This window comes from Acinetobacter wanghuae (genome assembly GCF_009557235.1).
GTDB lineage: Bacteria > Pseudomonadota > Gammaproteobacteria > Pseudomonadales > Moraxellaceae > Acinetobacter > Acinetobacter wanghuae.
On record NZ_CP045650.1, the window covers coordinates 1,758,721 to 1,784,702 of the forward strand.

The window sequence follows — 25,982 nt, forward strand, 5'->3', positions numbered from 1 at the left end:
AGCATGCCCAATAATTCAACAATTAAATTGAGCGTATAGCCGATATAGCACTGTTTTCCTGTGTTTATTCAGAATTTAAATCGCTGTTCTGACAATAGCTTTTGATTTTACAAATCATTTTTAGAAATTCAGGCGTCTTCATTGCTGAGCGTTTTATACGTTATAAAAATGAAAATCATTGGTTGCACAGGTATTTTCCGTTATAATTTGGCGTTTTCGAAAATTTAAGCCGCGCATGTCAGCAAAGAAGTCTTTTCTTGTCAGACTGTCATGCTTTTAGCCAAATACAAGATTTATGGAGTGACTTGGTTGTGAGTACTCGTTTTATGACATCCGCTGAAATTCGCGAAGCTTTTTTAAGCTATTTTGAATCGCAAGGGCATACACGTGTCGCGTCGAGTTCTCTGGTTCCTGCCAATGACCCAACGTTACTATTTACAAACGCAGGTATGAACCAGTTTAAAGACTGTTTCTTGGGTTTGGAAAAACGTGATTATGTTCGTGCAACATCTTCACAAAAATGTGTACGTGCAGGTGGTAAACACAACGACTTAGACAATGTCGGTTATACCGCACGTCACCATACCTTCTTTGAAATGTTAGGTAACTTCTCGTTTGGTGATTACTTCAAACGTGATGCGATCAAATTTGCTTGGGAATTTTTAACCGGTGACAAATGGCTTGCGCTTCCTAAAGACAAACTTTATGCCACTGTTTACCATACAGATGACGAAGCATTTGATATTTGGAACAAAGAAATTGGTCTAGATGCTAGCCGTATTATTCGCATTGGCGATAATAAAGGCGGTCAATACGCATCCGATAACTTCTGGGCAATGGGTGACACTGGTCCTTGTGGTCCATGTTCTGAAATCTTCTTTGACCATGGCGATCACATTTGGGGCGGCTTACCAGGCACACCTGAAGAAGATGGCGACCGTTTCATCGAGATTTGGAACAACGTATTCATGCAGTTTAACCGTACTGCTGATGGCGTGTTGCACCCGCTTCCTGCACCGTCTGTTGATACAGGTATGGGCTTAGAACGTATTTCTGCTGTTTTACAACACGTTAACTCAAACTACGAAATCGATCTATTCCAAAACTTATTAAAATCCGCTGCTGAAATCATTGGTTTAGATACATCTGAACTTGAAGCAAAAGCACAAGCTGAAAACAAACCAGTTGACTACCCTGCATCGCTAAAAGTCGTTGCTGACCATGCACGTTCTTGCTGCTTCCTGATTGCTGATGGCGTAAACCCTTCAAATGAAGGTCGTGGTTATGTACTGCGTCGTATTATCCGTCGTGCGGTTCGCCACGGTAACAAATTGGGCGCAACAGGTTCATTCTTCCACAAAATGTTACAGCCTTTAATTGCTGTGATGGGTGATGCGTATCCTGAACTTGCAGCACAACAATCACGTATTGAAGCGCTGCTTTTAAAAGAAGAAGAGCAATTTGCGAAAACCCTAGAGCAAGGTTTGAAATTGCTTGAAGGCGAATTAGCAAACTTAAAAGGTAACGTGATTCCGGGTGAAGTAGTCTTTAAACTTTACGATACTTACGGCTTCCCAACAGATTTAACTGCCGACATCGCTCGTGAACGTGAATTGACAATCGATGAAGCGGGCTTCGAAGTTGAAATGGCTGCACAGCGTCAACGCGCACGTGATGCGGGCAAATTTGCAATCGACTATAACAGTGTGGTTAAAGTTGAAGGCGAAACGCAATTTGATGGCTATGACGCAACCCAAGGTCAAGGTCAGATTGTTGCGATCTATAAAGATGGCGAACAAGTGGATGAAGTGGTTGAAGGTGATGAAGCTTTAATCGTTCTCAACCAAACCCCGTTCTATGCAGAAAGCGGTGGTCAAATCGGTGATACTGGTCTATTCAAAAATGAGACAGGTATTTTCGAAGTTCAAGATACCAAGAAATCGGGTGGCGCATTCGTTCACCAAGGTATCGTGACCATGGGTAGCTTAAAAGCAACTCAGTCGGTTGAAGCGATTGTAAAAGCGGATTTACGTGCTGCAACTGCGCGTAACCACTCTGCAACTCACCTTCTACATGCCGCTCTTCGCCAAGTGTTGGGTTCACATGTACAGCAAAAAGGTTCATTGGTTGCATCAGACATTTTACGTTTCGACTTTGCCAATGACCAACCTGTGACTTTCGAGCAATTGCAAGAAGTTGAACGTTTAGTGAATGCTGAAGTGATTGCCAATACTGCTGTAACAACTGAACTTCTTGACATCGAGTCTGCAAAAGCCAAAGGCGCGATGATGTTGTTCGGTGAAAAATACGGTGATGAAGTACGTGTACTTTCAATGGGTTCTGTGATTGAAGAGAAAAACTTCTCAATCGAGCTTTGTGGTGGTATTCATGTCAAACGTACAGGTGACATCGGTCTATTCAAAATCACCTCTGAAGGTGGTGTTGCAGCAGGTGTACGTCGTATTGAAGCAGTTACTGGTACTAAAGCAGTAGATGCCGTGCAAAAAGTAGATCGTGATGTCCAGTACATTAATGGTTTATTAAAAGCACAAAATCATCAAACGGTTGAAAAAGTTGAATCTGTGGTTGAGACTGCGCATCAGTTACAAAAACAGATTGAACAACTCAATCAAAAACTTGCGAGCCTGCAAGCGGGCGAACTTCTTAGCCAAGTTCAAAACATTGCTGGACGTACAACGTTGATTACAACCGTCGAAAATATGGATGCGAAATCACTTCGTAACCTACATGACGGTGTGAAATCAAAATTAGACAATGCAGTGATTGTACTTGCAGGTGTTGATGGTGACAAAGTCAGCCTGATTGCTTCTGTTGCTAAAGAGTTCACAGCGAATGTTAAAGCCGGTGACATCATCAAACATCTTGCGACTGAGCTTGGTGGTAAAGGTGGTGGTAAACCTGATCTAGCGCAAGGTGGTGCACCATTCAATGAAAAGCTTGCACCTGTAATGACCAGCTTAAACGATTGGTTCGCTGCAAAATAAGGGTTTTATATACGCCAAAGTGAACAGGATGTGAGGGTCTCATCCTGTTCATTGTATAAAAGCCAAACACTTGTTATGTTTCGCCTCATTTTTTAATGAAGCAAAACCGCTGACATGATAATAATGATGGAGTCCTGCAAAATCGTTCAAAATTTGATTTTGCAGACACGAAGTATCTATATCGATTCATCTCATTGCACTGAGTGGAATTGATCAGCTACGTGGTATGTTGCAGCAAGCAAGTTGGTTTGCTGCAAATATATTTAAGTGTTTTAAGTCATTAGACTTATTTACTTGGTAAGGATAGTTATGGCATTAATCGTTCAAAAATATGGCGGTACCTCAATGGGTACTCCTGAGCGCATTTTAAATGTTGCTCGTCGCGTAAAGCGCTGGCGTGATCATGGGCACAAGGTTGTGGTCGTGGTATCTGCAATGAGTGGCGAAACCAATCGCCTACTTGCTTTAGCGAAAGCCATTACCGAAACCCCTGATCCACGTGAACTCGACCAAATGGTGTCTACGGGTGAACAGGTAACGATTTCTATGCTTGCGATGGCGCTCAATTCAATTGGCGTTGAAGCAAAATCTTTAACAGGTCGTCAAGTTGGCATTAAAACCGACAGCGCCTTTACCAAAGCACGTATTGAAGCGATTGATACCGATGTCATGACTGCTCACTTAGATGCAGGACGTGTCATTGTTGTTGCAGGTTTCCAAGGCTTTGATGCCGAAGGCAATACAACGACTTTAGGTCGTGGTGGCTCAGATACATCAGGCGTTGCACTTGCAGCTGCACTCAAAGCAGATGAATGCCAAATTTACACAGATGTCGATGGTGTTTATACCACTGACCCACGTGTTGCTCCTAAAGCGAAAAAAGTGGATCGTATTTCATTTGAAGAAATGCTGGAAATGGCTTCGCTAGGTTCGAAAGTCCTTCAAATTCGTTCTGTTGAATTTGCAGGTAAATACCAAGTTCCTTTACGCGTATTATCAAGCTTTGATAATGACGATGATGGCGCATTCGACGAAGCATTTAAACAAAACGTCGGTACACTCATTACTACTGAATTGGAAGACAACATGGAACAACCAATTATCTCTGGTATCGCGTTCAACCGTGACGAAGCAAAATTAACGATCCTTGGCGTTCCAAACGAACCAGGTAATGCTTCAAAAATTTTAGCGCCAATTGGTGCTGCAAATATTGAAGTTGACATGATCATTCAAAACGTAGAAGAAGACGGAACAACTGACTTCACGTTTACAGTGAATCGTGGCGAACTTGCAAAAGCAAAAGCTATTTTAGAAGAAACAGCACGCAATATTGGTGCGCGTGAAGTTGCAACACGTAATGACATCGTCAAAGTGTCAATCGTGGGTGTGGGCATGCGTTCACATGCAGGCGTGGCAAGCAAAATGTTTACTGCCCTTGCCGATGAAAACATCAACATTATGATGATTTCGACCTCTGAAATTAAAATTTCAGTGATTATTGAAGAAAATTATTTAGAGCTTGCTGTTCGTTCATTGCACACAGCATTCGGTCTTGACCGTGAGCATGGTGAATCTAGCGTTCGTGCTTAATGGCTAGATTGCTAAAATAATGTCCTTGTCAGACAGTATTTTGCAAAACTCTACAAAAATTCAGGGCCACTATAGTGTTTTTTATAGTGGCTCTGTTATATTAGCCTTGAGGATTTATAGAAAATTACGATAGCTGTAATCAAAACCAAGATGGTTTTGTTTTCTATCAAGATTTTCTCTGTGATTTCAAACGTTTTAAATTTTTAATTATTACATTCTAAATCGATTGCAGGTTTTGCATTTTGCAAGGAGATAAACATGCTGATTCTGACTCGACGTGTCGGAGAAACATTAATGATCGGAGACCAAGTCAGCGTGACTGTACTTGGGGTAAAAGGTAATCAGGTCCGTATTGGTGTCAATGCACCTAAAGAAGTCTCTGTACACCGTGAAGAAATTTATCAACGCATTCAGCATGAACGCGCGATGCATGAGCATCTTCAACATATCGATCAAGACTATCAACCTTCTTTTGAAGATGATACTCAACCACAGAATGACTTTAATCGTTAATTCGAGTGAAATATAAAGCGGCCTATGAGCCGCTTTAATTTTGTGACTGCTGCAAGCTAAAAAACTTACCTAAAACAAAAAATGTCTAAAAAATTATTCGCCTAATAAATCTTGTTGAACTTGCATCGCAGCCAATGCATTTCGTACCGGTGAAAAACTGCGTCGATGCTCCGCAATTACCCCATGCGCTGCAATTGCTTCAAAATGCGCTTTGGTTGGGTAGCCTTTATGCTTGGCAAACCCAAATTGTGGGTATTTTTGATCAAGCTCAATCATCTGATGATCACGCGTGACTTTAGCCAAAATACTTGCAGCTGAAATTTCAGCATGTAAAGCATCCCCCCCCACGACTGCTTCACAACTCATTGTTAAACCTTGTACTAATTTATTACCGTCAATCAGTACATGCTCAGGTTGAATGTTTAAAGCTTCAATTGCGCGTTTCATCGCAAGTAATGATGCCTGCAAAATATTAAGTTCATCAATTTCTTGCGCAGAACTTTCGGCAATTGCCCAAGCCAATGCCTTTTCTTGAATTTCTACAAATAACTTTTCACGCTTTTTCTCTGTGAGCTTTTTTGAGTCATTTAAGCCTTCGATCGGACGATTGGGATCTAAAATAACGGCGGCAGCCACCACAGACCCTACCAATGGACCACGCCCTGCCTCATCTGTACCTGCAATTAACATGTGTATTCCTTAAAAATAAAAACGACCCAAAATGTAAACATCATGGATCGTCGATTTATCCAAAAAATGGATTAGTTTTTCAGTGTATCAACCACACAGGCATTTAAAGTAGAAGTTACAACTTTAGTAATTAATGTCGCTTGGGTGGTTTTATCCATCGCAGCTACGATTAAATCAGTTGGTGTTACACTGGTTGTCGCTTTTTCGCCAACACATGAACACACTTCTGTTTGAAGTTCAGTTTTTTGAGTTTCAGTCAGAAGTTTAGAACCCGTTTTCCAATAGGTATTGTTGTTTAATTCAGTAACGCATTTCGCTTGAACACCGACTTTAATCGCCATCATTGCCAAATTATTGGTCGTATTCGCTGCTGTTCCTTGCGTTGTGCCTGTTGCTGCACAACCCGTTAAAGCAAGGAGCATAGGTACAACGACAGCAATTAATTTTTTCACAGAATTTTTCCTTTTGAATGAATAAGTCACATTGGGTGCTATTGTGCCTAAAGTGTTTTGGTTAAGACATCATTAAATGTGTTTTCTGAATGGCAAGCGTGCAAACGATCTACCATCAAATTAAAGATAGACTCATTTTTTAGCCGCTAGTAAACAGCCTTTTAGACTATTTAGCATTGCTTGGCGCACGACTTGATTCTTCACTTCATCATTGATGGTCGCTTGCAATAAAGTTTTTGCAGGCACATTTTCCAAAGCATGTTCACCAATACAGCCGCATACTTCATTTTGCAGTTTGAGCTTATTGGTATCCTGCATAAAATAAGTCGAGGCTTTCCAAAGTTTTGAGTCTTTGAGTTCTGCCGCACACTGGTATTCAATCACTGGCTTAAGGACTTTTTGAGTCATGCTCATTTGTGCAGATGCAGTCATTGAACACAGTAAAGCCATCCCAAACACAACATATTTCATTGACGTCTTAACCTTTAGGCATAAAAAAGCAGAGTAAACTCTGCTGATATAAGAACGGTATTTTACACCCAATTTTGAATTTTCTGGATCCATTTTTGTTTGGTTTGATCGGAAATAAAAGAAGCTTCAAAAGAATTGATCGCCAATTGTTTAAGCTCTTGTTCAGTTAAATCTAAGGCATCAGCAATCGCAATAAAGTTATCATTCATATAACCACCAAAATAAGAGGGATCATCAGAATTGACCGTGACATGCACACCTTGCTGCAATAATCGACGAATATTGTGCTGTTGCATATCATCGACCACACACAATTTTAGATTACTCAAAGGACAGACAGTTAGCGGCATTTTCTCTTGAATAAGGCGCTGCAACAGTTGTGGGTCTTCTTCTGAACGTACGCCATGATCAACACGATTCACTTTGAGTAAATCTAATGCTTCCCAAACATATTCCGCAGGACCTTCTTCGCCCGCATGTGCAACCACTAAAAAGCCTTCATCACGTGCTTTGGCAAAGACACGCTCAAATTTAGAAGGTGGATGACCCATTTCACTTGAATCTAAACCGACCGCAATGATTTGGTCTTTATACGCTAACGCTTGTTCCAAAGTTTCAAATGCCGCTTCTTCACTTAAATGGCGCAAGAAACACATAATTAAGTGTGATGTAATGCCCCATTTTTGCTCAGCATCACGACAAGCGCGGGTTAAACCTTGAATTACTACATCAAATGCAATACCACGATCAGTATGCGTTTGCGGGTCAAAGAACATCTCGGTGTGCACCACATGATCTTCAGCACATTTTTCAAAATACGCCATCGCAAGATCATAAAAATCTTGTTCATGAATCAAGACATTGGCACCTGCATAATAGATATCTAAGAAAGACTGTAAATTATGAAAGTTATACGCCTGTCTCACTTCTTCAACCGATGTATAAGGGATCTCAATGGCATTACGTTGCGCAATGGCAAACATCAATTCAGGCTCAAAGGTCCCTTCAATATGCACATGTAACTCAGCCTTTGGTAATGCTTTAATCAATTCAAGATGACGCATTGATAATCCTTATACAAAATCAAATGATAAAAAAAAGGTGCAAACTGAGTTTACACCCTTTTAAAAACTGAAGAAAACCTAGCCACCAAAGTAGGCAAATTTAATCGTCCAAAGCACAGCAACAATCCAGACCATATAAGGTACAGTTTTCGCTTTGCCAGTGAGCAATTTAATTAGTGCATAGCTAATGAAGCCCATCGCAATACCATCTGCAATTGAATAGGCAAATGGCATAAAGATAATGGTTAAGAAGGCAGGAACAGCTTCTGTAATATCATCCCAAGCAATATGTACAATGCCTTGAATCATCAGTACACCGACAAACAGCAAAGCAGGTGCAGTTGCAAAACCTGGAACCGATTGCGCCAATGGTGCTAAGAACAAGCACAAGAGGAACATAATACCCACAACGACAGCGGTTAAGCCTGTACGACCACCGGCAGCTACACCCGCAGATGATTCGATATATGGTGTAGTCGAAGACGTACCCAATGCAGCACCTGCCACAATTGCAGATGAATCCGCAAATAATGCTTTCTTCAAGCGCGGTAATTTACCATCTTTAAGCAGTCCAGCACGGTGTGAAACACCCACCAAGGTACCAGTTGAGTCGAACAAATCGACCAAGAAGAAGACAAAGATTACACCGATCAAACTTGCACTAAACAAGCCTTCAAAGTCCATTTGCATGAACGTAGGCGCAAGTGATGGAATTTGACCAATCACACCTTTAAATTCGTTATAGCCGAGTACTGTTGAAATTGCAGTAATCGCTAAAATACTGATGATGATTGCACCGCGAATTTTAAATTGATGCATCACAACAACAAGCAGGAAGCCTAATAACGCAAGCAATACAGTCGGCTGCTTTAAATCACCTAAGCCAACCAAAGTTGCTGGATTGTCCACAATAATGCCGGCATTTTTTAATGCAACCAATGCGAGGAACAAACCAATACCACCACCAATCGCAAATTTAAGCGACATCGGGATAGCATTTACAATAGCTTCACGCACCTTGAACATGCTGATGGCAACGAATACCAAACCAGACACAAACACAGCCGCTAAAGCAGTTTGCCAAGGCACGCCCATTCCCATACAAACCGAATAGGTAAAGTAAGCATTTAAGCCCATACCGGGCGCAAGCGCGATAGGATAGTTTGCTACAATCCCCATCACTAAACAGCCAATTGCGGCTGCAAGACAGGTTGCAACAAAGACAGCCCCATGATCCATGCCTGTTTCTGACAAAATCATTGGATTGACAATAATGATGTAACACATTGTTAAGAATGTTGTTACACCTGCTAGCACTTCTGTACGAAAACTAGTCTTATTTTCACTCAGTTTGAACATACGTTCAAACAAGCTTTCAGAAGATGGATTAGGAGTCGTCATGACCTATCCCCTATTGAGTAAACTGTATGCGTTAAGCATTCCGTAAATATCGTGATATTTTCAAAAATATCAATTATCTATGAATCTATTAGCAACGAATATGCCAGTATTGCTATTCGACCGGTCAAAAAATTTTCCAGTACACCTTAACAATAAATGCAGTTAATAAACTGAAAATTACCAACAAAAAAGCTGCATAACACTTATGCAGCTTAAATAGTGGATTAGAATCAATCACTTAGACAAGTAAGTAACAGATCCAATATTAGATTTTACAAATTATAACACATTGATTTTTGAATGCTTCCAAAAATTTAACTTTAATTGGTCATGACAATGAATACGCTAAAACGCGCAAAAGTAAGACATAGCTTGTTTAAATATATAGGAATAATTTAACGAACCCAGTGCGTGTTTGCCTCAATACGATGCAAAGATGAATTGGCATCACTGACAACACGTTCAATTTCTTGTTGGCGTTCTGATTCGCTCTGCTTATAGACAAAAAATCCGAGTAGTACAATCGCTATCACAAGTGCAGGAACAACAAATAACTTCATGTCCATAGGCATTACTTCAATATTATTTATTTTATGCTAACAAAAAAACACCTATTAGTGTGACTTGGTATACATTTACACTTATTTTTTGTAAACCCTATGCTGTAAATATCTATTTTTTCAATATACAAGATTTCGTGAATTACTCTTATCATTTTACTGAATACAAAAAATTAATAAGGGCATGTAAAAATACGCCCCTATGAATATCAATGCGTTACTTTGACTATTCATCAAAATCGAACCTTAAACTTCATTTTTTTATTTTATTTGAAAAGAGATCAAGCCCACATCATCCTACAGCGTTAATGCATTTTTCTTCTAATTCCTTTTACAAAATTGACATAAATCATTTCAAATTAAGCTGAAGAATCGTGAAAATTTCACATCAAATCAGATCCCTTTTATTAACAAAGAGATAATTTCTCCTCATATTTAAACGCAATAAACCAGCATTCATGAACACATAAATGCTGGCTTGCGAATGGCTTACGCGATGCTTTTCTCATCACGCTTAAATACAAGCTCACCTGTTAATGAACTTTGTGCATCAAAATAATATCCATCAGTATTAAAAGCTTTTAAATCATCTATGCTGAAGATTTCATTTTCAATGATAAAGCGCGCCATAAGTCCACGTGCTTTTTTGGCATAAAAACTAATAATTTTATATTTGCCATTTTTTTGATCAAGGAACACAGGCTTAATGATTTGGGCTTGCAGTTTCGATTCTTTAACGGCTTTATAGTATTCATCCGATGCAATATTCACCAAAAGCTCACTTTCTGCTGCGGCTAAATCTTGGTTAATTAAATCCGTAATGGTATTGCCCCAAAAATCATATAAATTATGACCGCGTGAATTTGCCAATTTGGTGCCCATTTCTAAACGATACGGCATCATTAAATCGAGTGGGCGTAATACACCATATAAACCCGATAACATACGTAAATGCTTTTGTGCATACGGAATGTGTTGGTCATTCAACGTATATGCATCGAGTCCTGTATATACGTCACCTTTAAATGCAAAAATCGCTTGACGTGCATTCGCCAAATCAAATTCAGACTGCCAATCTCTAAAACGTGCCACATTCAGGTTGGCAATTTTTTCACTGACACTCATTAAACTTGCAATTTCAGTGGCTGATAATTTTTGTGCAACCTGAATCAGTTGCTCCGAATGATCGAGTAATCTCGCCTGTGTAAATTGATCTGTGGGCAAAGTTGTTTCGTAATCCAACGTTTTTGCAGGAGAAATTAAAGCGAGCATAGTCAACCTGAGTAAAATTTATGTAAAAGAACTATAGCAGTTGAGGTTTTTCTTTGCCAATTTGTGTTTTTAATAAACATTATCTGTAAAATATCGACCCTCTCCCCTTTATTCTCTCTTTAGCTATGTCTGAGCCCATATTTATCCAAGGACTTGTTGGTCAAATTGAAGTTTTTGTTGATTATCCTCAAGGTGATGTAAAAGGATTTGCTGTTGTTTGTCACCCTCATCCTTTGCAAGGGGGCACACCGCACCATAAAGTTCCCGCTTTATTGGCACAAATGTTCTTAGAACGTGGTTATATGGTCTACCGCCCAAGCTTCCGTGGTTCAGGTCAAAGTGAGGGCGTGCATGATGAAGGCTTTGGCGAAACAGAAGATGTCCTTGATGTGATTAAATTTGCGCGCCAATCCCATCCGCATTTACCTTTCTATGCTGGTGGATTTAGCTTTGGTGCACATGTCATGGCAAAAGCTTTTGATAGTTTAGCTGTCGAAATTCGACCAAAACAAATGATTTTATGTGGTCTGCCAACAGCAACAGTTGCGGGTTTACGACACTATCAAACCCCAGCCCTTCAAGGCGATATCATGTTCTTACATGGTGAGGCAGATGAAATTACATTGTTGTCTGATTTGATTACATGGGCGAAACCGCAGCGTCATATCTTAACCATTCTGCCGGGTGCAAATCATTTCTTTACCGGTTACTTAAAACAAATGCGCTTAGCGATTAGCCGATTCTTAGTCAGTTAATCCTATATATGAACCTATAAAAAAGCTCATCTATGGATGAGCTTTTTTTAAACTCATACCGTTTTCCACTCAAAATCGCTAAATAACTCATCTTCTTTTAGTGTATTTTCAACCGCTTGAGCCAACTGATTTAAAAGACTTTGCTCTGTAATACGATCTAACCAATCTTGTTCTTCTTCAGGATACGATGAAATCTCGCAAATTAAATGCCCCTGTTCATCACGTGTTTCACAACGAATAGAGAGTGGCAAGGTATACTCTTCTACACTAATCGCGATATGTGCGCCACTTTGTGGAAGGGTCTTAAAACCATATTTGGCTAAATCATGTGCCAATAAATTTGTAACATAATCTTGGGTTTGCTTCTCGGCTTGAATATTGTTTTGATTATCATTATTCACCATGAATTTTAATTTTCTCATTCTCGATCCCTCCACTTTTTATATTAACCGCGCGTATAAAGTACTATAAACAAAACAGCCAAGCAAAAGCTTGGCTGTTTGTTGTCTTTTTACAATTATTCAGTCACTTGAATATCAAGGCCAGCACGTGCGGTCAGCTCTGTAAAGGTTGGGAAACTGGTTGCCACTGTTTCAGTACCAACAATGCGAATTTCTTCAGAATTACGTAAACCTGCAATTGAGAAACTCATAGCAATACGGTGGTCGTGATGCGATTCAATTTCACCACCAGTAAAGATTGGACCCCACTCACCTGCTTTGCCTTTACCTTCAATAATGATGCCATCATCGGTTGGCGTGCAGTCGATGCCCATGGTTTTTAGACCATCGGCCATTACTTGAATACGGTCAGATTCTTTCACTCGAAGTTCTGCCGCACCAGTTAAAATCGTTTGACCTTCTGCACATGCAGCTGCAATAAATAAAGCTGGGAATTCATCAATCGCAAGCGGCACTTGATCTTCAGGCATATGAATACCTTTGAGCGTACGTGAACCTTTAATGCGAATATCAGCAATCGGTTCGCCACCTGCAATACGTTCATTTTTAACAGTCAAGTCAGCGCCCATCTGTTTTAAAATCTCAATCACACCTGTGCGCGTTGGATTGATGCCCACCGCTTCTAAGGTAACATCTGCATTTTCAGTGATTGCTGCTGCAACCATAAAGAATGCTGCAGAAGAAATATCAGAAGGCACTTGAATATTAGTACCGACTAACTTACCACCGCCGTGCAATGAGATTCGATTACCTTCTGTTTTCACCTCATAACCAAATGCACGCAGCATGCGTTCAGAGTGATCACGTGTAGGCTCAGGCTCAGTCACCACGGTTTCACCTTCAGCCCACAGACCTGCCAGTAAAATCCCTGATTTCACTTGGGCAGATGCCATCGGTAGATCGTAATGAATTCCTTTAAGTTGGGCATTCCCAGTAATGGAGACTGGAGGTGTACCACGTTCGCCCGTAGTTTGGATTTGCGCACCCATGTCACGCAGTGGTTTGGCAATACGCTCCATTGGACGTTTAGACAGTGACGCATCACCTGTCATCACAGAATCAAATTTTTGCGCAGACAACATGCCTGACAACAAACGCATTGATGTACCTGAATTACCCATGTACAGCGCAGTTTTTGGCGCTTTAAGACCATGCATGCCCACACCATGAATGGTCACTTCACCATTTTTGGGTCCTTCAATGCTCACGCCCATATCACGGAAGGCTTGTAAGGTTGCTAAAGCATCTTCACCTTCAAGAAAACCGGTGACATGCGTTGTACCTTCCGCAATTGCACCAAACATGATTGAGCGATGTGACACAGATTTATCACCCGGTACAGTAAACTTACCTTGGAAATTCTTAGCACCCGGTAAAATCGTAAATTGCTGAGTCACTTTGTTTTTCTCCATCAACGGTTTCTTCGCCAACATATGATTAAAATGCTGACGCGCGGCTTGCGCATGTCCTAACAAGCCCATTAAAGCTTGTGAATCTTCATTTTCAATCAGTTTACGAATAACAGCCAATTGCTGTTCAAATCCATCTACTGCATTGAGTATCGCTTTTTTATTGGCAAAAAAGATGTCATGCCACATTTGTGGATCACTGGCAGCAATGCGAGAAAAGTCTCGGAAGCCACCTGCGGCATAACGAAATATATCGAGGTTATCTTCTCGGTTTGCCAGTTGCTCGACTAAGTTAAACGCCATCAAGTGCGGAAGATGACTGGTATGTGCAAGCACTTCATCATGCTTATCGACATCCATACAAATCACTTCCGCTTTAGCGGCTTGCCACAGTTGAATCAGTTTTTCGACTGCCCAATCGGCACTGGTTGCGAGCGGTGTCAAAATAACTTTGTGATTGGCAAATAAATCGACTTTTCCTGCATGCACACCTGTCAGTTCAGCACCTGCAATCGGATGACCCGGCACAAAACCCGCAGGTAAGACATCACCAAAGACTGTTTTCGCAGCAGCAACGACATTACCTTTGGTACTTCCTACATCCGTAATGATTACATTTTCAGCCAAATAGGGTTGAATTTGTGCCAAGACTTTCTGCGTCGCTTGCACCGGTAATGCCAATACGATCAAGTCTGCACCTTGCACAGCATCAATCGGACTTGGGTAACCTTCCGAAATTAATCCCAAGGCTTTGGCATCATCCAAGGTTTTTTGCGAACGTGTGGATGCAACAATCTTAACTGCCAAATTTTCAGCAATGATGACACGAGCCAAACTCGAACCAATCAGTCCAAGTCCAATAAAAGCAACTTTTTCAAACAGTGGCGCTAACATTTTTTAAGCTTCTGCCTCTACAGCTTGTGTTGCTAAATTTAAGACTTTGCCGAGTGCCGTTAAGAATTTTGCATTTTCAGCTTCAGTACCAATGGATACACGTAGATGGTTGGCAATACCGACAGGACGCACAATAACCCCTTCTTTGAGTAAGGCATTGAACGTTTGCGCAGGATCGGCTTGAACATCTACCAAGATGAAGTTGGCACGTGACGGCACATAATTCAAACCTAAAGCTTTAAAGCCTGCTTCAAGTTGTGCCATACCCGCTTTATTCACTTCACGCGACTTTTCGATAAATGCTTCATCTTTGAGCGCGGCAACAGCAGCAACCATCGCTAAATGATTAACGTTAAATGGCTGACGAATACGATTTAAAAAATCAGTGACTTCAACCGAAGCCAAGGCGAAACCAACACGTAGTGCCGCCAAACCATAACATTTAGACAGCGTACGGCTCACAATCAAGTTTGGATATTGGCTTAAGAATTTCAAGCTATTGAAGTTTTCAGGGAAATATTCCACATAAGCTTCATCAAGTACCACGATGACATTCGCTGGCACTTTTTGCATGAAGACTTCAAATTCAGCTTCTTCAAACCATGTACCAGTTGGATTGTTCGGGTTAGCAATAAAAATAAGCTTGGTATTGTCTTGTACTGCTTCTACCATTGCATCTAGGTCATGTGAAAAACCTTTTGCAGGCACTTCAATCGCTTGAGCATCAATGGCTTGAGTCACCAATGCATATACCGCAAACGCATGTTGGCTATACACCACAGAGTCATTCGAAGATACAAATGCACGGGCAAACATTTCAAGTAAATCGTTTGAGCCATTCCCTAATGTGATTTGATCATGATTAAAACCAAATTGGGTTTTAATTTGATCTTTTAAAATAAAGCCACCACCATCGGGATAACGACCAATCTCAGAAATTTCTGCTGCAACTGCAGCTTTCACTTGATCTGAACAACCTAATGGATTTTCATTGGAAGCAAGCTTCACAATATCGGTAATACCGAGCTCACGTTCAAGTTCACTCATCGGTTTACCCGGTTGGTAAGGCTTTAAGTTAGAAATACCTTCATTGGCTGGCACAAACGACATTTTATAGTTCCGATTTAACGTGTAAAACAGTGATCGGCACCCTCGTACCGATCACGAATGGCTGACTTAAAGCACAGCCGCAGGATATGAACCCAATACGCGAATTTCTTTTACGAGTGGGCGAATCTCTTCAATGGCCGCTTTGACGCGATCTTGTTCAACATGACCTTCTAAATCAATAAAAAAGACATAAGCCCATTTTTCAGGAAGTGCCGGACGTGTTTCAATACTGGTCAAACTAATATTATGTTTGGCGAACGGTGCCAAAATTTCTAACAATGCACCCGCACGGTCATGTGCCGAAATTAATAACGACGTTTTATCATTACCACTTTGTGGCACTTTCTCACGACCAATCACCAAGAAACGTGTGGTGTTTTCAGGATTATCTTCGATGTTGCTGTGCATGATCTCAAGATCATAAATGCTTGCTGCAATTTCTGAGGCAATCGCAGCCGAATGCCATTCGTTGACAATACGGCGTGCTGCTTCTGCATTTGAGCTTAATGCGACACGTTCTACACCTGGATAATGTGCATCTAACCATTTTCGACATTGCGCCAAGGTTTGTTGATGGGCATAAATTTGTTTAATACTGTCTTTACGGGTGTTGTCAGATACAAGGAATTGATGATGAATCGGTAATTCGACTTCACCAATCACATTTAAGTGTGACGATTTAAAACAATCTAAAGTATGATTCACCACGCCTTCAGAGGAATTTTCAACAGGCACTAAGCCATAATGTGCACTACCCGCTTCAACTTCACGGAAGACTTCATCAATTGTTGGTAAAGGACGTACAACCGCATCGTGACCAAACTGTTTAAGAACCGCAGAATGGGTATATGTGCCCACAGGACCTAAAAATGCAATACTTTGCGGTGCCTCTAATGCCAAACATGCAGACATAATTTCGCGGAATAAACGCGCCATAGTGGTGTCTGAAATGGGTCCTTCATTGCGTTGCATAACATTGCGTAAAACTTGTGCCTCACGCTCAGGACGGTAAAACAGTGGATTCTCTTCGGCAGCAAATTTCGCTTTTGCGACAGCTTCAGCTAAACGTGCACGTCGATTAATGAGTTGTTGAATTTGCTGATCAACAGAATCGATATCTTCACGAATTTTAGCCAAATCTAGAGAAGTCTTAGTGTTTTGATCGTCGGTGATCATTGTTATGTCGCCCTTCATAAATCTTGTCTGTTTCAGTATAACAATAGTGAGTTGGCAAATGTTACGCAATACGGCATTGGTCGACTCTATCTGTAAAATAGTGTCATGATTTTTTACATCTCAACCCATGACGCAATGTGTTGTAACATTTTCCTGTGGTATTTCTACCCCGATACATTATCAAATTGTATCGCAAGTACTTCATCTTAACTGATTTTAGCTTAGATGATTTATCATTATTTCTTAATCTTGATAAAGGTTTTAAGCATAAGAATAATAGTATAAAAATTAATCTATCTTATTTATTCAATAAATCGCTAATGTCATACTTTTCACGTTCTTAAACAGCCACTAGGCATTTTTTAAGGTAGAGAAAATACATGCGATATGTATAAGTTAACAATCTATACACAACTCAAAAAATTCAAAACGTTAGCTTAGCTTTAAACGCTAAGTGAGTCATGGTTATGCCTAAACGTATTGCTGTATTGGTTACCTCTAATTATCAAGATCATGAATATTCTGAGCCTGTAGAAGCTTTCCGTGCAGCACGGCATAGTATCTGCAATATTGAATATACTGCGGGCAAAGTGGTACATGGTGCTAAATATCGTTCTGCCGTGACAATTGACCGTAATATTGGACAGGTCAGCATTGACGACTTTGATGCTTTACTCATTCCGGGTGGTGAATCTCCTCTTCATTTTTCCCAAGACAGTACCACCTTGAAATTCATCCAAGCTTTTAATCAAGCCAATAAAACCATTTTTAGCCTTGATGATGCGTCATTATTGTTGGGTGCAGCAGATGTCTTGAATAATCGTATGATTACCAGTATTCGAGCACATCACCAACAGCTGACAGATATGGGCGCTAAATATTATGATGCTGAATTAGTGAATGATAATAATCAAATTATCTCTTCGCGTGCACCTGCCGATTTGAAAGTGTTTATTCATGAATGCTTGCAAGCCTTACGTAGCTAATTCACAGCCGTAAAAAAAGAGCCTGAAACAGACTCTCTTTTATGATAAAACCTTTAGCGACCTAATAGACTACGCGCGACAATTTCTTTCATAATTTCATTGGTACCGCCATAAATACGCTGAATACGCGCATCGACAAAGAAACGTGATATTGGATATTCTGTCATATAGCCATAACCACCAAACAGTTGTAATAATTGATCAGCAACCTTCATTTGCATATCTGTTGAGAAACTTTTTAAAGCTGCTGCCGTTTCCACATCCAATTTACCTTGCATATAAAGCTCAAGATTTTGGTTATAGAATGCCGCAGTCGCGAGTTCATCAATCTTCGCTTGTGCTAAAACAAAACGGGTATTTTGGAAATGACCAATGGCTTGACCAAAAGCCTGACGCTCTTTTACATAAGCCGTAGTGACATCAATTGAACCACGAATTGCACCGAGTGCAGTTGCAGCAATGGCAGTACGTTCACGTGGTAACTCTTGCATGAGGTAAGCAAAACCTTGTCCTGCTTGACCTAAAAGCTGATCCTTAGGCACTTTGACATTATCAAAGAATAGCTCAGAGGTATCTTGTGAATGCAATCCAATTTTGTCGAGATTGGTGCCTTTCTTAAAGCCTTCAAGCTGTGTGTCCACCAACATTAAGGACACACCTTTGGCACGTGCTTGTGGATCTGTTTTCACCGCCAGAACCACTAAGTCTGCATGCTGACCATTGGAAATAAAGGTTTTTGAACCATTTAAAACATAATGATCGTCTTGCAAAATGGCACTAGTACGCATGGCTTGTAAGTCAGACCCAGCGCCCGGCTCAGTCATCCCAATCGCACCAACCACTTCACCGCTGACCATTTTCGGTAGCCAATATTGTTTTTGCGCTTCAGAACCAATATGCAAAATATACGGTGCAGCAATATCCGAATGACACGATAAACCAGTAGAAATTGCGCTATAACCTGCACGAGCCGATTCTTCTACTAACATTAATGAATAATGAGTCGGTACGCCATAACCACCATATTCTTCAGGGACATCCACACATAAGAAGCCATTTTCACCCAGTGCCGACCATAGTGAACGTGGCACCATGCCTTCGCGTTCCCACTGTTCATAATGCGGAGCAACCTGTTCAGCGAGGAAACGCTTAAAGTTATCTTTGAATAATTCTAAATCAGCATCATATGCAAGCATGTATTATGTCCTTGACCTGTTTGTTGTTATGTCCTATTCACAGGCTAACGAGTTTTGCTTGAACTGTCATGTACTCAAATTGATTTTTTTGCTAACCCTGAAGTCAATAAAAAAGGAAGCCGAAGCTTCCTTTGATTAAAATTGAGTGACTTAAATCGAAAATTAAACTTTTTCTTCCATTAAGCGGTCAATTTCATCTGGATTTGATAATGCATAATCCAATTTTTGTGTATCTAATTGACCGACCCATTTTGCGACAACCAAAGTTGCCAATGAGTTACCAATTAAATTGGTCAAAGCACGTGCTTCAGACATGAAACGGTCAATACCAAGAATCAATGCAAGACCCGCAACAGGAATATGTCCAACAGCCGACAATGTCGCTGCCATTACAATAAAGCCTGAACCTGTTACACCCGCAGCGCCTTTAGATGAAATCAAAAGTACGAGCAACAATGTGATCTGATGAGAAATATCAAGCTGCGTATTGGTCGCTTGTGCAATAAAGATTGCAGCCATGGTCAAGTAAATTGACGTACCATCCAAGTTAAATGAATAACCTGTCGGAATAACAAGACCGACTACTGATTTCTCTGCACCCGCAATCTCAAGTTTCTTGAGCATACGCGGCAATACTGATTCTGAAGATGATGTACCGAGTACAATCAATAATTCTTCACGAATTAAACGAATCATTTTGAAAATACTGAAGCCGGCAATACGTGCGATTGAGCCCAATATGATGAAAATGAACAGTAAACAAGTGATATAGAAGCAGATGATCAATTGACCCAATTGAGCAAGTGAACTAATACCATATTTACCAATCGTGAATGCCATGGCACCAAATGCACCAAGTGGAGCCAGTTTCATGATCATATTCACAATGTTAAAGAACACATGTGAAATTTGTTCAACGAATTTTAAAACTGGTTTGCCTTTTTCACCCAATTGATGAAGCGCAAAGCCGAATAGAATTGCAAATAACAAGACCTGAAGAATTTCACCTTCAGCAAATGCACCGACAACCGTATTCGGAATGATATTCATAAAGAAATCAAGCGTCGATTGTGATGCACCAGATTCAACGTATTTTGAAATACTGCCTGCATCAAGCGTTGCTGCATCGACGTTCATGCCTACACCAGGCTTTGCAATATTGATCACGAGTAGACCAATCATCAAAGCAATGGTAGATACAATTTCGAAATACAGTAAAGCGATACCACCTGTCTTACCGACAGATTTCATGCTTTCCATACCCGCAATACCACTCACGACAGTACAGAAAATCACAGGTGCGATGATCATTTTAATTAAACGAATAAAACCATCACCTAAAGGTTTAAGTTGTTCACCTAAACCCGGAACATATTGTTCAGCACCATTGATGATTTGCGTACCGCTTGGTGAGAAGTGACCCACGAGGATACCGGCAATAATGGCAACAATCACTTGAAAATAAAGCGACTTATAAATTGGTTTTTTAGCCATGACATTACTTCACGATATACTTCTAACAAAAGAAGTAATATTCAGTTTTTGTCTATTTAAAAAATAAACAGCTTAAAGCTCACTTGTCGCAGACAAAAGAGCGCCTATGTATCGAGAGAAATCTGATACTAAAAAAATCTATTGTGTATTTGTGATTAAAAATCACAATTGTGCTGACTTAGAAAAGTTCACACAATGATCAGGAGATGAAGCAAATACAAAACTTAGCAGAAATTTTACCTGTTTTTTTAGGCTGTGTTTCACCCTAAATGTTAATTTTGACTAATAAATACCCAAGATGTATTAGACTATAGTCTAATAAAAGCCGATTTTGGCATGAAAATAATAATCCTACGAAATACCATTATCAACGTAAAATATATCCATACTTAAAGAACCCATTGATGCTTTAAAATGACCACCAAACGAAATATTTATAAAGATGCTGAACATCCTTTTGCCCAATTTGTCCGTATTGTCGGTAAAGGTAAAAATGGTGCGCGCTCACTCAGTTTCGATGAAGCCTATCAAGCATTCAGTATGATTTTGAAGGATGAAGTGCTTGAGGTACAACTCGGGGCATTCCTAATGTTATTACGGGTCAAAGAAGAATCTGTTGATGAAATTGCGGGTTTTGTACAAGCCACGCGTGATCAACTCAACTTCAAAACAATAGATGTCGATTTAGATTGGCCTTCTTATGCGGGTAAACGTAAGCATTATCCTTGGTTTATTTTAGCGGCACTGACTTTAGCGAAAAATGGTCATCGCATTGTGATGCATGGTGCATCGGGTCATACCTTGAATCGTGTGTACACTGAGCAAGTGATCGAATACTTAGGCTATTCAATCGCACGGAATGATCAAGATGTGGAACATCAGCTTGAGCAGCATCATTTCGCTTATATTCCCTTAGATGTCATTTCACCAATTTTGGCAGATTTGATTGCGCTGCGGAATGTCATGGGTCTACGCTCGCCTATTCACACTCTTGCGCGTTTAATCAATCCGTTTAATGCCAAAGCCACCTTACAGGCAATTTTCCATCCGGCTTATCGTGGTTCGCATCAACAAGCTGCATTTAAGTTAGGCTATCAAAATAGTGCAGTGATTAAAGGTGAAGGCGGTGAGTTTGAACGTAATCCTGATGCGAAAACTTTAATTTGCGGGATTCATGAGGGTGAACTGTATGAACATGAACTGCCTAAATTGACCGAGAACCGCAGTCCCATTGAAGAAGAATTGAATTTAAGTGTCTTTAAAGCGGTATGGGATGGGCAACAACATCATGACTATGGCGAAACGGCTGTCATCGAAACGATGGGGATTGCCTTGTATACCATGGGCAAGGCAGAAAATTTTGAAGTAGCGATGAGTAATGCGCGTGAGATGTGGAATAAGCGTCATTTGGCATAAACTCAGTATTTGAAACATAAAAAAGGATCCGACAGGATCCTTTTTTACGCATATACAATTTAAACGAAACGAATGGGTTTAAATTCTGGTTCTTCTACATGAGAGTCACAATGTTCGTCTTCTTCTTTCGTACCGCGGTCAATAAAACCACTACGCTCAGTTTCAGGTAAATGTTTAATTTCCCATGCATACACGGCTTGCATACAGGTATGACGTTGCTCTTCAGTTAAGACCACGCCATTTGGCCATTTACCAATTTCAATGGCAGTACGTAAGCGATCTACAATCTCAGGATTGAGCACCGCAAGCATTTGTTCAATATTCATCATTTAATCCTGATTAAAATAGTCAAAATCTTGGTTCCAACCGAGTTTGGTACGACATGCCATATAGAAGTCATACCCTGGCGGATGCAATAAATGCAATTTAAATGGATGCTTACGAATATGAATACTGTCACCCACATTCAAAGCAACGCTGTTTTGTCCATCCGCGCTGACCATCGGTAGCACGCGATTTTCACGAATCATGAGTTTAATTTCGCTTTGCCCCCCCACCACAATCGGTCGTGATGACAAGGTATGCGGATGCATCGGCACTAAAGCAATCGCATCCATACTTGGATGCAAGATAGGACCACCACCAGACAATGCATAAGCAGTTGAACCCGTCGGCGTTGAAATGATTAAGCCGTCACTGTGTTGACGATATACATATTGACCATCAATGTTCAGCTCAAAATCAATCATATGTACCGAACGACCAGAATGCAGAACCACATCATTAAGTGCAATCGCATCGTAGATCGTTTCACCTTTTGAACGGATTTCCATTTCAAGTAAAAAACGGCGTTCAAGTTGGAACTCACCTTTTAACACCTGATCGAGCTTAAAGATGACTTCTGTGGGTTTAATGTCCGTTAGAAAACCTAAACGACCTCGGTTGACCCCAATCACGGGAATATTATATTTCACCAAGGCACGTGCGGCATGTAATAAAGAGCCATCACCGCCGACCACAATCACCAAATCCACCACTTCACCGAGTAAGGCACGGCTTACTGTTTGTGTGTTTTGATAAGGCACCAATTGTGCTGTATCGGCATCAAATACAGGATGCAAACCTATACTTAACAGATGATCGTGAATAAGACACAAGGTTTCAACTACAGAGGATTTCTCGGGTCGTCCTATTAAACCAATATTTCGAAATGTCTTATGTGAAAATATCACCAGTCTCGTCGCTCCACTACGATTCAAGCTTATAATAGCATTAAGCCTAGGTTACTTGGCAATGCATAACACTGACTTCATGGTGATTGGCTGTCTCTTTTTTGCAATGGATTAAGTCCTTTTTTAGCGCTGTATTTCTGACTTTTTAGCGCATTTAAACGTTTAAATATTGCAAAAAAGCAAAAAGCTTCGCATGATTAGCACAATTTAAAAGGTTTTTATCATTATTTATGAAATCTGAACGTGGCTTAGGTTTTATTGCTTTAATTTTCTCAGTCTTAGTAATATCAGCATTCGTTGCTTTTAGTATCTACCTGATTAGATTAGACAATATTGTACGTGAAAAATTTGAAGGTCAACGTTGGGATATTCCTGCAAAAGTCTTTGCACGCCCGATGGATCTTTATATCAATGCACCTGTGAGCCAAACAGATTTCCAAGAAGAACTCAAACTCTTAGGTTATAACGCATCAGACAGTTATACCAAATCGGGCAGCTACGTCACCTCAGGCAGCACGATGTATGTGCATACTCGTGGTTTTGATTTTGGTGACCGTGTAGAGCCTGAACAGATCCTTAAAGTTAACTTTGGCGCGGATCAAATTACAGAACTCAGTGCTACAAAACCGTCAACCTCAGGTATTGCCCGCTTAGAACCGATGCTGATTGGCGGGATTTATCCGCAGCATAATGAAGACCGTGTTCTGATTAAACTCAATAAAGTGCCTAAACCGTTAATTGAAGCATTAATTGCGACGGAAGATCGTAACTTCTATCATCATCATGGGGTATCACCACGCGGGATTGCACGTGCCATCGTGAGTAATGTCACAGGTGGAAAACGTCAAGGTGGTTCAACGCTCACCCAACAATTGGTGAAAAACTTCTATTTATCGCCTGAACGCACCATTAAACGTAAAGCCAATGAAGCCTTTATGGCATTACTCATTGAGCTGCATTATGGCAAAGACGAAATTCTAGAAGCCTATTTAAATGAAGTAAATTTAGGTCAAAATGGTAACTATTCGATTAATGGTTACGGTTTAGCATCACAGTTTTATTTTGGTTTACCGCTACCTGAACTTAATATTGCACAGCAAGCCTATTTGGTCGGTCTAGTCCAAGGACCAACACTATATAATCCGTGGCGTAATCCTGAAGGGGCAAAAAAACGCCGTGATGTCGTATTACATAATATGCTTGTGATGGGTTTCTTAAGCCAAGCACAGTATGAGACCGAAACAGCACGTCCTCTCAATGTCATTACAAAACCAACATTGGGTCCTGCCCGCTTCCCTGACTTTTTAGACATTGTCCGTCGTCAGTTACGCACCGAATATCAAGAAGAAGATATGACCAATCAGGGTCTACGTATTTTTACAACGCTTGATCCTTTGGCACAAACTCGTATTCAAAGCAGCTTTAAATCCACAGTGGATGGTTTAACCAAAGCCAATCCAAAACGTTTAAAAGATTTGCAAGGTGCGGTGTTGGTCACCAATCCTGAAAATGGTGAATTGGTCGCAGCCTTAGGTTCAACACAAGACTTTACTGGATTTAACCGTGCCATTGATGCTAAGCGTCAAGTCGGCTCTTTGCTCAAACCCATTATTTATTTAAGTGCCATTGAATCTAATCGTTATACGCTTGCGAGTCCAATTCCTGATTCAGAAGTCAGTATTCAAAGTGATGGTAAAACGTGGACACCGAAGAATTATAGTGGTCGTGAACATGGCGTTGTGCCGATGTCTCAAGCGCTTGCACAGTCTTATAATTTGGCAACAGTGCGCTTAGCACAAGAATTTGGTTTGTCTACTTTTATAAATCAATTGAAAAAATTCGGCGTGACTTCGGATATTCCATCCTACCCATCGATTTATTTGGGTGCCGTTAATATGTCACCGATGGAAGTGATGAGTATTTACGGTAACTTCGCCTCAGGGGGTGTTAAGCATCCGACTACAGCCATTCGATCAGTGGTCGATTCAAATGGACGCTCACTTGATCGTTATAGCTTAAGTTTGCAATCTACGATTAACCCTTCTTCTGCTTATATTTTAAATAATGGCTTACAGCAAGTCATGACCTCAGGTACAGGTCAAGCTGCTTATAATACATTCCCAAGAAGTTTAGGCTTAGCAGGAAAATCGGGTACGACCAATGATACTCGTGACTCATGGTTTGCGGGCTATTCGGGCAATTATTTGACTGTGGTTTGGTTAGGCTTAGATGACAATAAAGTCACCGGTTTAACAGGCTCTTCAGGTGCGCTTCCCGTGTGGATCAACGTAATGAAAAACTTACGTCAAAAGCCTGTTGCCCTCACTCAACCGAATGATGTGCTATGGCAATGGATTGACCGTAGTACAGGACATCTTTCAGCGCAAGGTTGTGAAGGCGCGATGTATATTCCACTGACGCGCCATGCAATGCCTAATCAAGCGACAGCTTGTGGGATTACCGAACATGCACCCCAAAAACATACTGTTGATTCTGAAGAACCGAAAGATCCATTCAATGACAACAGTTCAAGTGGATATATCCAAGAAAGTGACAGTTCTTACGACAATAGTTCTTCTGGTGAAACTCGAATTTTATCGAGTGGAAGTTATTCTGAGTAATTGCCATATGAAACATTTATTTTGCTTTGGTGTAATTGTATTGGCATGTACGGGCTGTCAAAGTCCGACGCCTTCTGTGCCTGTGGCAGAAGTATTACCCGTGAAAACACCAGCAGGCATTCCAACACCTGATGGCATTGTCATTACACCGTATGACTATCCTGAGATTAAGCGTCAACAGGTCACGATACCTGAATAAAGAGTATGGTGACTG

Annotated in this window: 23 protein-coding genes; 8 read left to right on the plus strand and 15 right to left on the minus strand. The window is 40.6% G+C overall.

Going from position 1 to position 25,982, the window contains the following annotated elements:
* Positions 1 to 311: 311 nt before the first annotated feature.
* From alaS to csrA, 3 genes are all read left to right on the plus strand, one after another.
* Positions 312 to 3,005, plus strand: coding sequence for an alanine--tRNA ligase (gene alaS / locus GFH30_RS08265; RefSeq protein WP_171501059.1), 2,694 nt, complete (start codon positions 312 to 314; stop codon positions 3,003 to 3,005).
* Between the two features lie 309 nt (positions 3,006 to 3,314).
* Positions 3,315 to 4,595 (plus strand): aspartate kinase, encoded by a 1,281-nt coding sequence (locus tag GFH30_RS08270; RefSeq protein ID WP_153371779.1) that lies wholly within the window; start codon positions 3,315 to 3,317, stop codon positions 4,593 to 4,595.
* A gap of 258 nt (positions 4,596 to 4,853) precedes the next feature.
* Complete coding sequence (gene csrA, locus GFH30_RS08275) at positions 4,854 to 5,108, plus strand: carbon storage regulator CsrA (RefSeq protein ID WP_153371780.1); 255 nt, start codon at positions 4,854 to 4,856, stop codon at positions 5,106 to 5,108.
* Between the two features lie 93 nt (positions 5,109 to 5,201).
* Here csrA and rnhB read toward each other — a convergent pair whose 3' ends face one another.
* From rnhB to yaaA, 7 genes are all read right to left on the minus strand, one after another.
* Positions 5,202 to 5,798, minus strand: coding sequence for a ribonuclease HII (gene rnhB / locus GFH30_RS08280; protein WP_153371781.1), 597 nt, complete (start codon positions 5,796 to 5,798; stop codon positions 5,202 to 5,204).
* Positions 5,799 to 5,869: 71 nt separating this feature from the next.
* Positions 5,870 to 6,250, minus strand: coding sequence for a hypothetical protein (locus GFH30_RS08285; protein WP_153371782.1), 381 nt, complete (start codon positions 6,248 to 6,250; stop codon positions 5,870 to 5,872).
* A 132-nt stretch (positions 6,251 to 6,382) separates the two neighbouring features.
* Positions 6,383 to 6,721 (minus strand): hypothetical protein, encoded by a 339-nt coding sequence (locus tag GFH30_RS08290; RefSeq protein ID WP_153371783.1) that lies wholly within the window; start codon positions 6,719 to 6,721, stop codon positions 6,383 to 6,385.
* Positions 6,722 to 6,783: 62 nt separating this feature from the next.
* Positions 6,784 to 7,785: an adenosine deaminase gene (locus GFH30_RS08295; RefSeq protein WP_153371784.1), complete on the minus strand. Its 1,002-nt coding sequence runs from the start codon at positions 7,783 to 7,785 to the stop codon at positions 6,784 to 6,786.
* Positions 7,786 to 7,863: 78 nt separating this feature from the next.
* On the minus strand, positions 7,864 to 9,186 hold the full coding sequence (locus GFH30_RS08300) for an NCS2 family permease (RefSeq protein ID WP_153371785.1): 1,323 nt from the start codon (positions 9,184 to 9,186) through the stop codon (positions 7,864 to 7,866).
* Positions 9,187 to 9,581: 395 nt separating this feature from the next.
* Positions 9,582 to 9,746: a hypothetical protein gene (locus GFH30_RS08305; protein WP_153371786.1), complete on the minus strand. Its 165-nt coding sequence runs from the start codon at positions 9,744 to 9,746 to the stop codon at positions 9,582 to 9,584.
* Positions 9,747 to 10,235: 489 nt separating this feature from the next.
* Entirely contained in the window at positions 10,236 to 11,018 is a 783-nt protein-coding gene (gene yaaA / locus GFH30_RS08310; RefSeq protein ID WP_153371787.1) for a peroxide stress protein YaaA, read from the minus strand.
* A gap of 125 nt (positions 11,019 to 11,143) precedes the next feature.
* On the opposite strand from yaaA, the gene GFH30_RS08315 reads away from it, so the two are divergent.
* A complete protein-coding gene (locus GFH30_RS08315; protein ID WP_153371788.1) occupies positions 11,144 to 11,773 on the plus strand; it encodes an alpha/beta hydrolase in 630 nt (209 codons plus the stop codon).
* 53 nt (positions 11,774 to 11,826) lie between these two features.
* On the opposite strand, the gene GFH30_RS08320 is transcribed toward GFH30_RS08315, so the two are convergent.
* The 4 genes from GFH30_RS08320 to pheA form a co-directional block, all read right to left on the minus strand.
* Positions 11,827 to 12,195: a hypothetical protein gene (locus tag GFH30_RS08320; protein ID WP_153371789.1), complete on the minus strand. Its 369-nt coding sequence runs from the start codon at positions 12,193 to 12,195 to the stop codon at positions 11,827 to 11,829.
* Positions 12,196 to 12,290: 95 nt separating this feature from the next.
* Complete coding sequence (locus tag GFH30_RS08325; protein WP_153371790.1) at positions 12,291 to 14,537, minus strand: bifunctional prephenate dehydrogenase/3-phosphoshikimate 1-carboxyvinyltransferase; 2,247 nt, start codon at positions 14,535 to 14,537, stop codon at positions 12,291 to 12,293.
* Between the two features lie 3 nt (positions 14,538 to 14,540).
* Positions 14,541 to 15,647, minus strand: a complete 1,107-nt coding sequence (gene hisC / locus GFH30_RS08330) for a histidinol-phosphate transaminase (RefSeq protein WP_153371791.1) — start codon at positions 15,645 to 15,647, stop codon at positions 14,541 to 14,543.
* Between the two features lie 66 nt (positions 15,648 to 15,713).
* Complete coding sequence (gene pheA, locus GFH30_RS08335) at positions 15,714 to 16,823, minus strand: prephenate dehydratase (RefSeq protein ID WP_153371792.1); 1,110 nt, start codon at positions 16,821 to 16,823, stop codon at positions 15,714 to 15,716.
* Between the two features lie 467 nt (positions 16,824 to 17,290).
* Between pheA and GFH30_RS08340 the strand changes: the two genes are divergently transcribed.
* Positions 17,291 to 17,809 carry a DJ-1/PfpI family protein gene (locus tag GFH30_RS08340; protein ID WP_153371793.1) on the plus strand — a complete coding sequence of 173 codons (519 nt, stop codon included), beginning with the start codon at positions 17,291 to 17,293 and terminating at the stop codon, positions 17,807 to 17,809.
* A gap of 53 nt (positions 17,810 to 17,862) precedes the next feature.
* Here the strand turns inward: GFH30_RS08340 and GFH30_RS08345 are convergent, their stop codons facing one another.
* Together GFH30_RS08345 and GFH30_RS08350 are read right to left on the minus strand one after the other, a co-directional pair.
* Positions 17,863 to 19,005 carry an acyl-CoA dehydrogenase family protein gene (locus GFH30_RS08345; protein WP_153371794.1) on the minus strand — a complete coding sequence of 381 codons (1,143 nt, stop codon included), beginning with the start codon at positions 19,003 to 19,005 and terminating at the stop codon, positions 17,863 to 17,865.
* A gap of 162 nt (positions 19,006 to 19,167) precedes the next feature.
* Positions 19,168 to 20,499 (minus strand): dicarboxylate/amino acid:cation symporter, encoded by a 1,332-nt coding sequence (locus GFH30_RS08350; RefSeq protein WP_153371795.1) that lies wholly within the window; start codon positions 20,497 to 20,499, stop codon positions 19,168 to 19,170.
* A gap of 414 nt (positions 20,500 to 20,913) precedes the next feature.
* Between GFH30_RS08350 and GFH30_RS08355 the strand changes: the two genes are divergently transcribed.
* Positions 20,914 to 21,915, plus strand: a complete 1,002-nt coding sequence (locus tag GFH30_RS08355; protein ID WP_153371796.1) for a glycosyl transferase family protein — start codon at positions 20,914 to 20,916, stop codon at positions 21,913 to 21,915.
* A gap of 59 nt (positions 21,916 to 21,974) precedes the next feature.
* On the opposite strand, the gene GFH30_RS08360 is transcribed toward GFH30_RS08355, so the two are convergent.
* Positions 21,975 to 22,241, minus strand: a complete 267-nt coding sequence (locus GFH30_RS08360) for a YeaC family protein (protein WP_153371797.1) — start codon at positions 22,239 to 22,241, stop codon at positions 21,975 to 21,977.
* Between the two features lie 3 nt (positions 22,242 to 22,244).
* Entirely contained in the window at positions 22,245 to 23,147 is a 903-nt protein-coding gene (locus GFH30_RS08365; protein ID WP_227551482.1) for an NAD(+) kinase, read from the minus strand.
* Between the two features lie 230 nt (positions 23,148 to 23,377).
* On the opposite strand from GFH30_RS08365, the gene mrcB reads away from it, so the two are divergent.
* A complete protein-coding gene (mrcB, locus tag GFH30_RS08370) occupies positions 23,378 to 25,768 on the plus strand; it encodes a penicillin-binding protein 1B (RefSeq protein WP_153371799.1) in 2,391 nt (796 codons plus the stop codon).
* A gap of 7 nt (positions 25,769 to 25,775) precedes the next feature.
* The gene (locus GFH30_RS08375; protein ID WP_153371800.1) at positions 25,776 to 25,967 is read left to right on the plus strand and encodes a hypothetical protein; all 192 of its coding nucleotides are present in this window, start codon (positions 25,776 to 25,778) and stop codon (positions 25,965 to 25,967) included.
* The last annotated feature ends 15 nt before the right edge of the window (positions 25,968 to 25,982 follow it).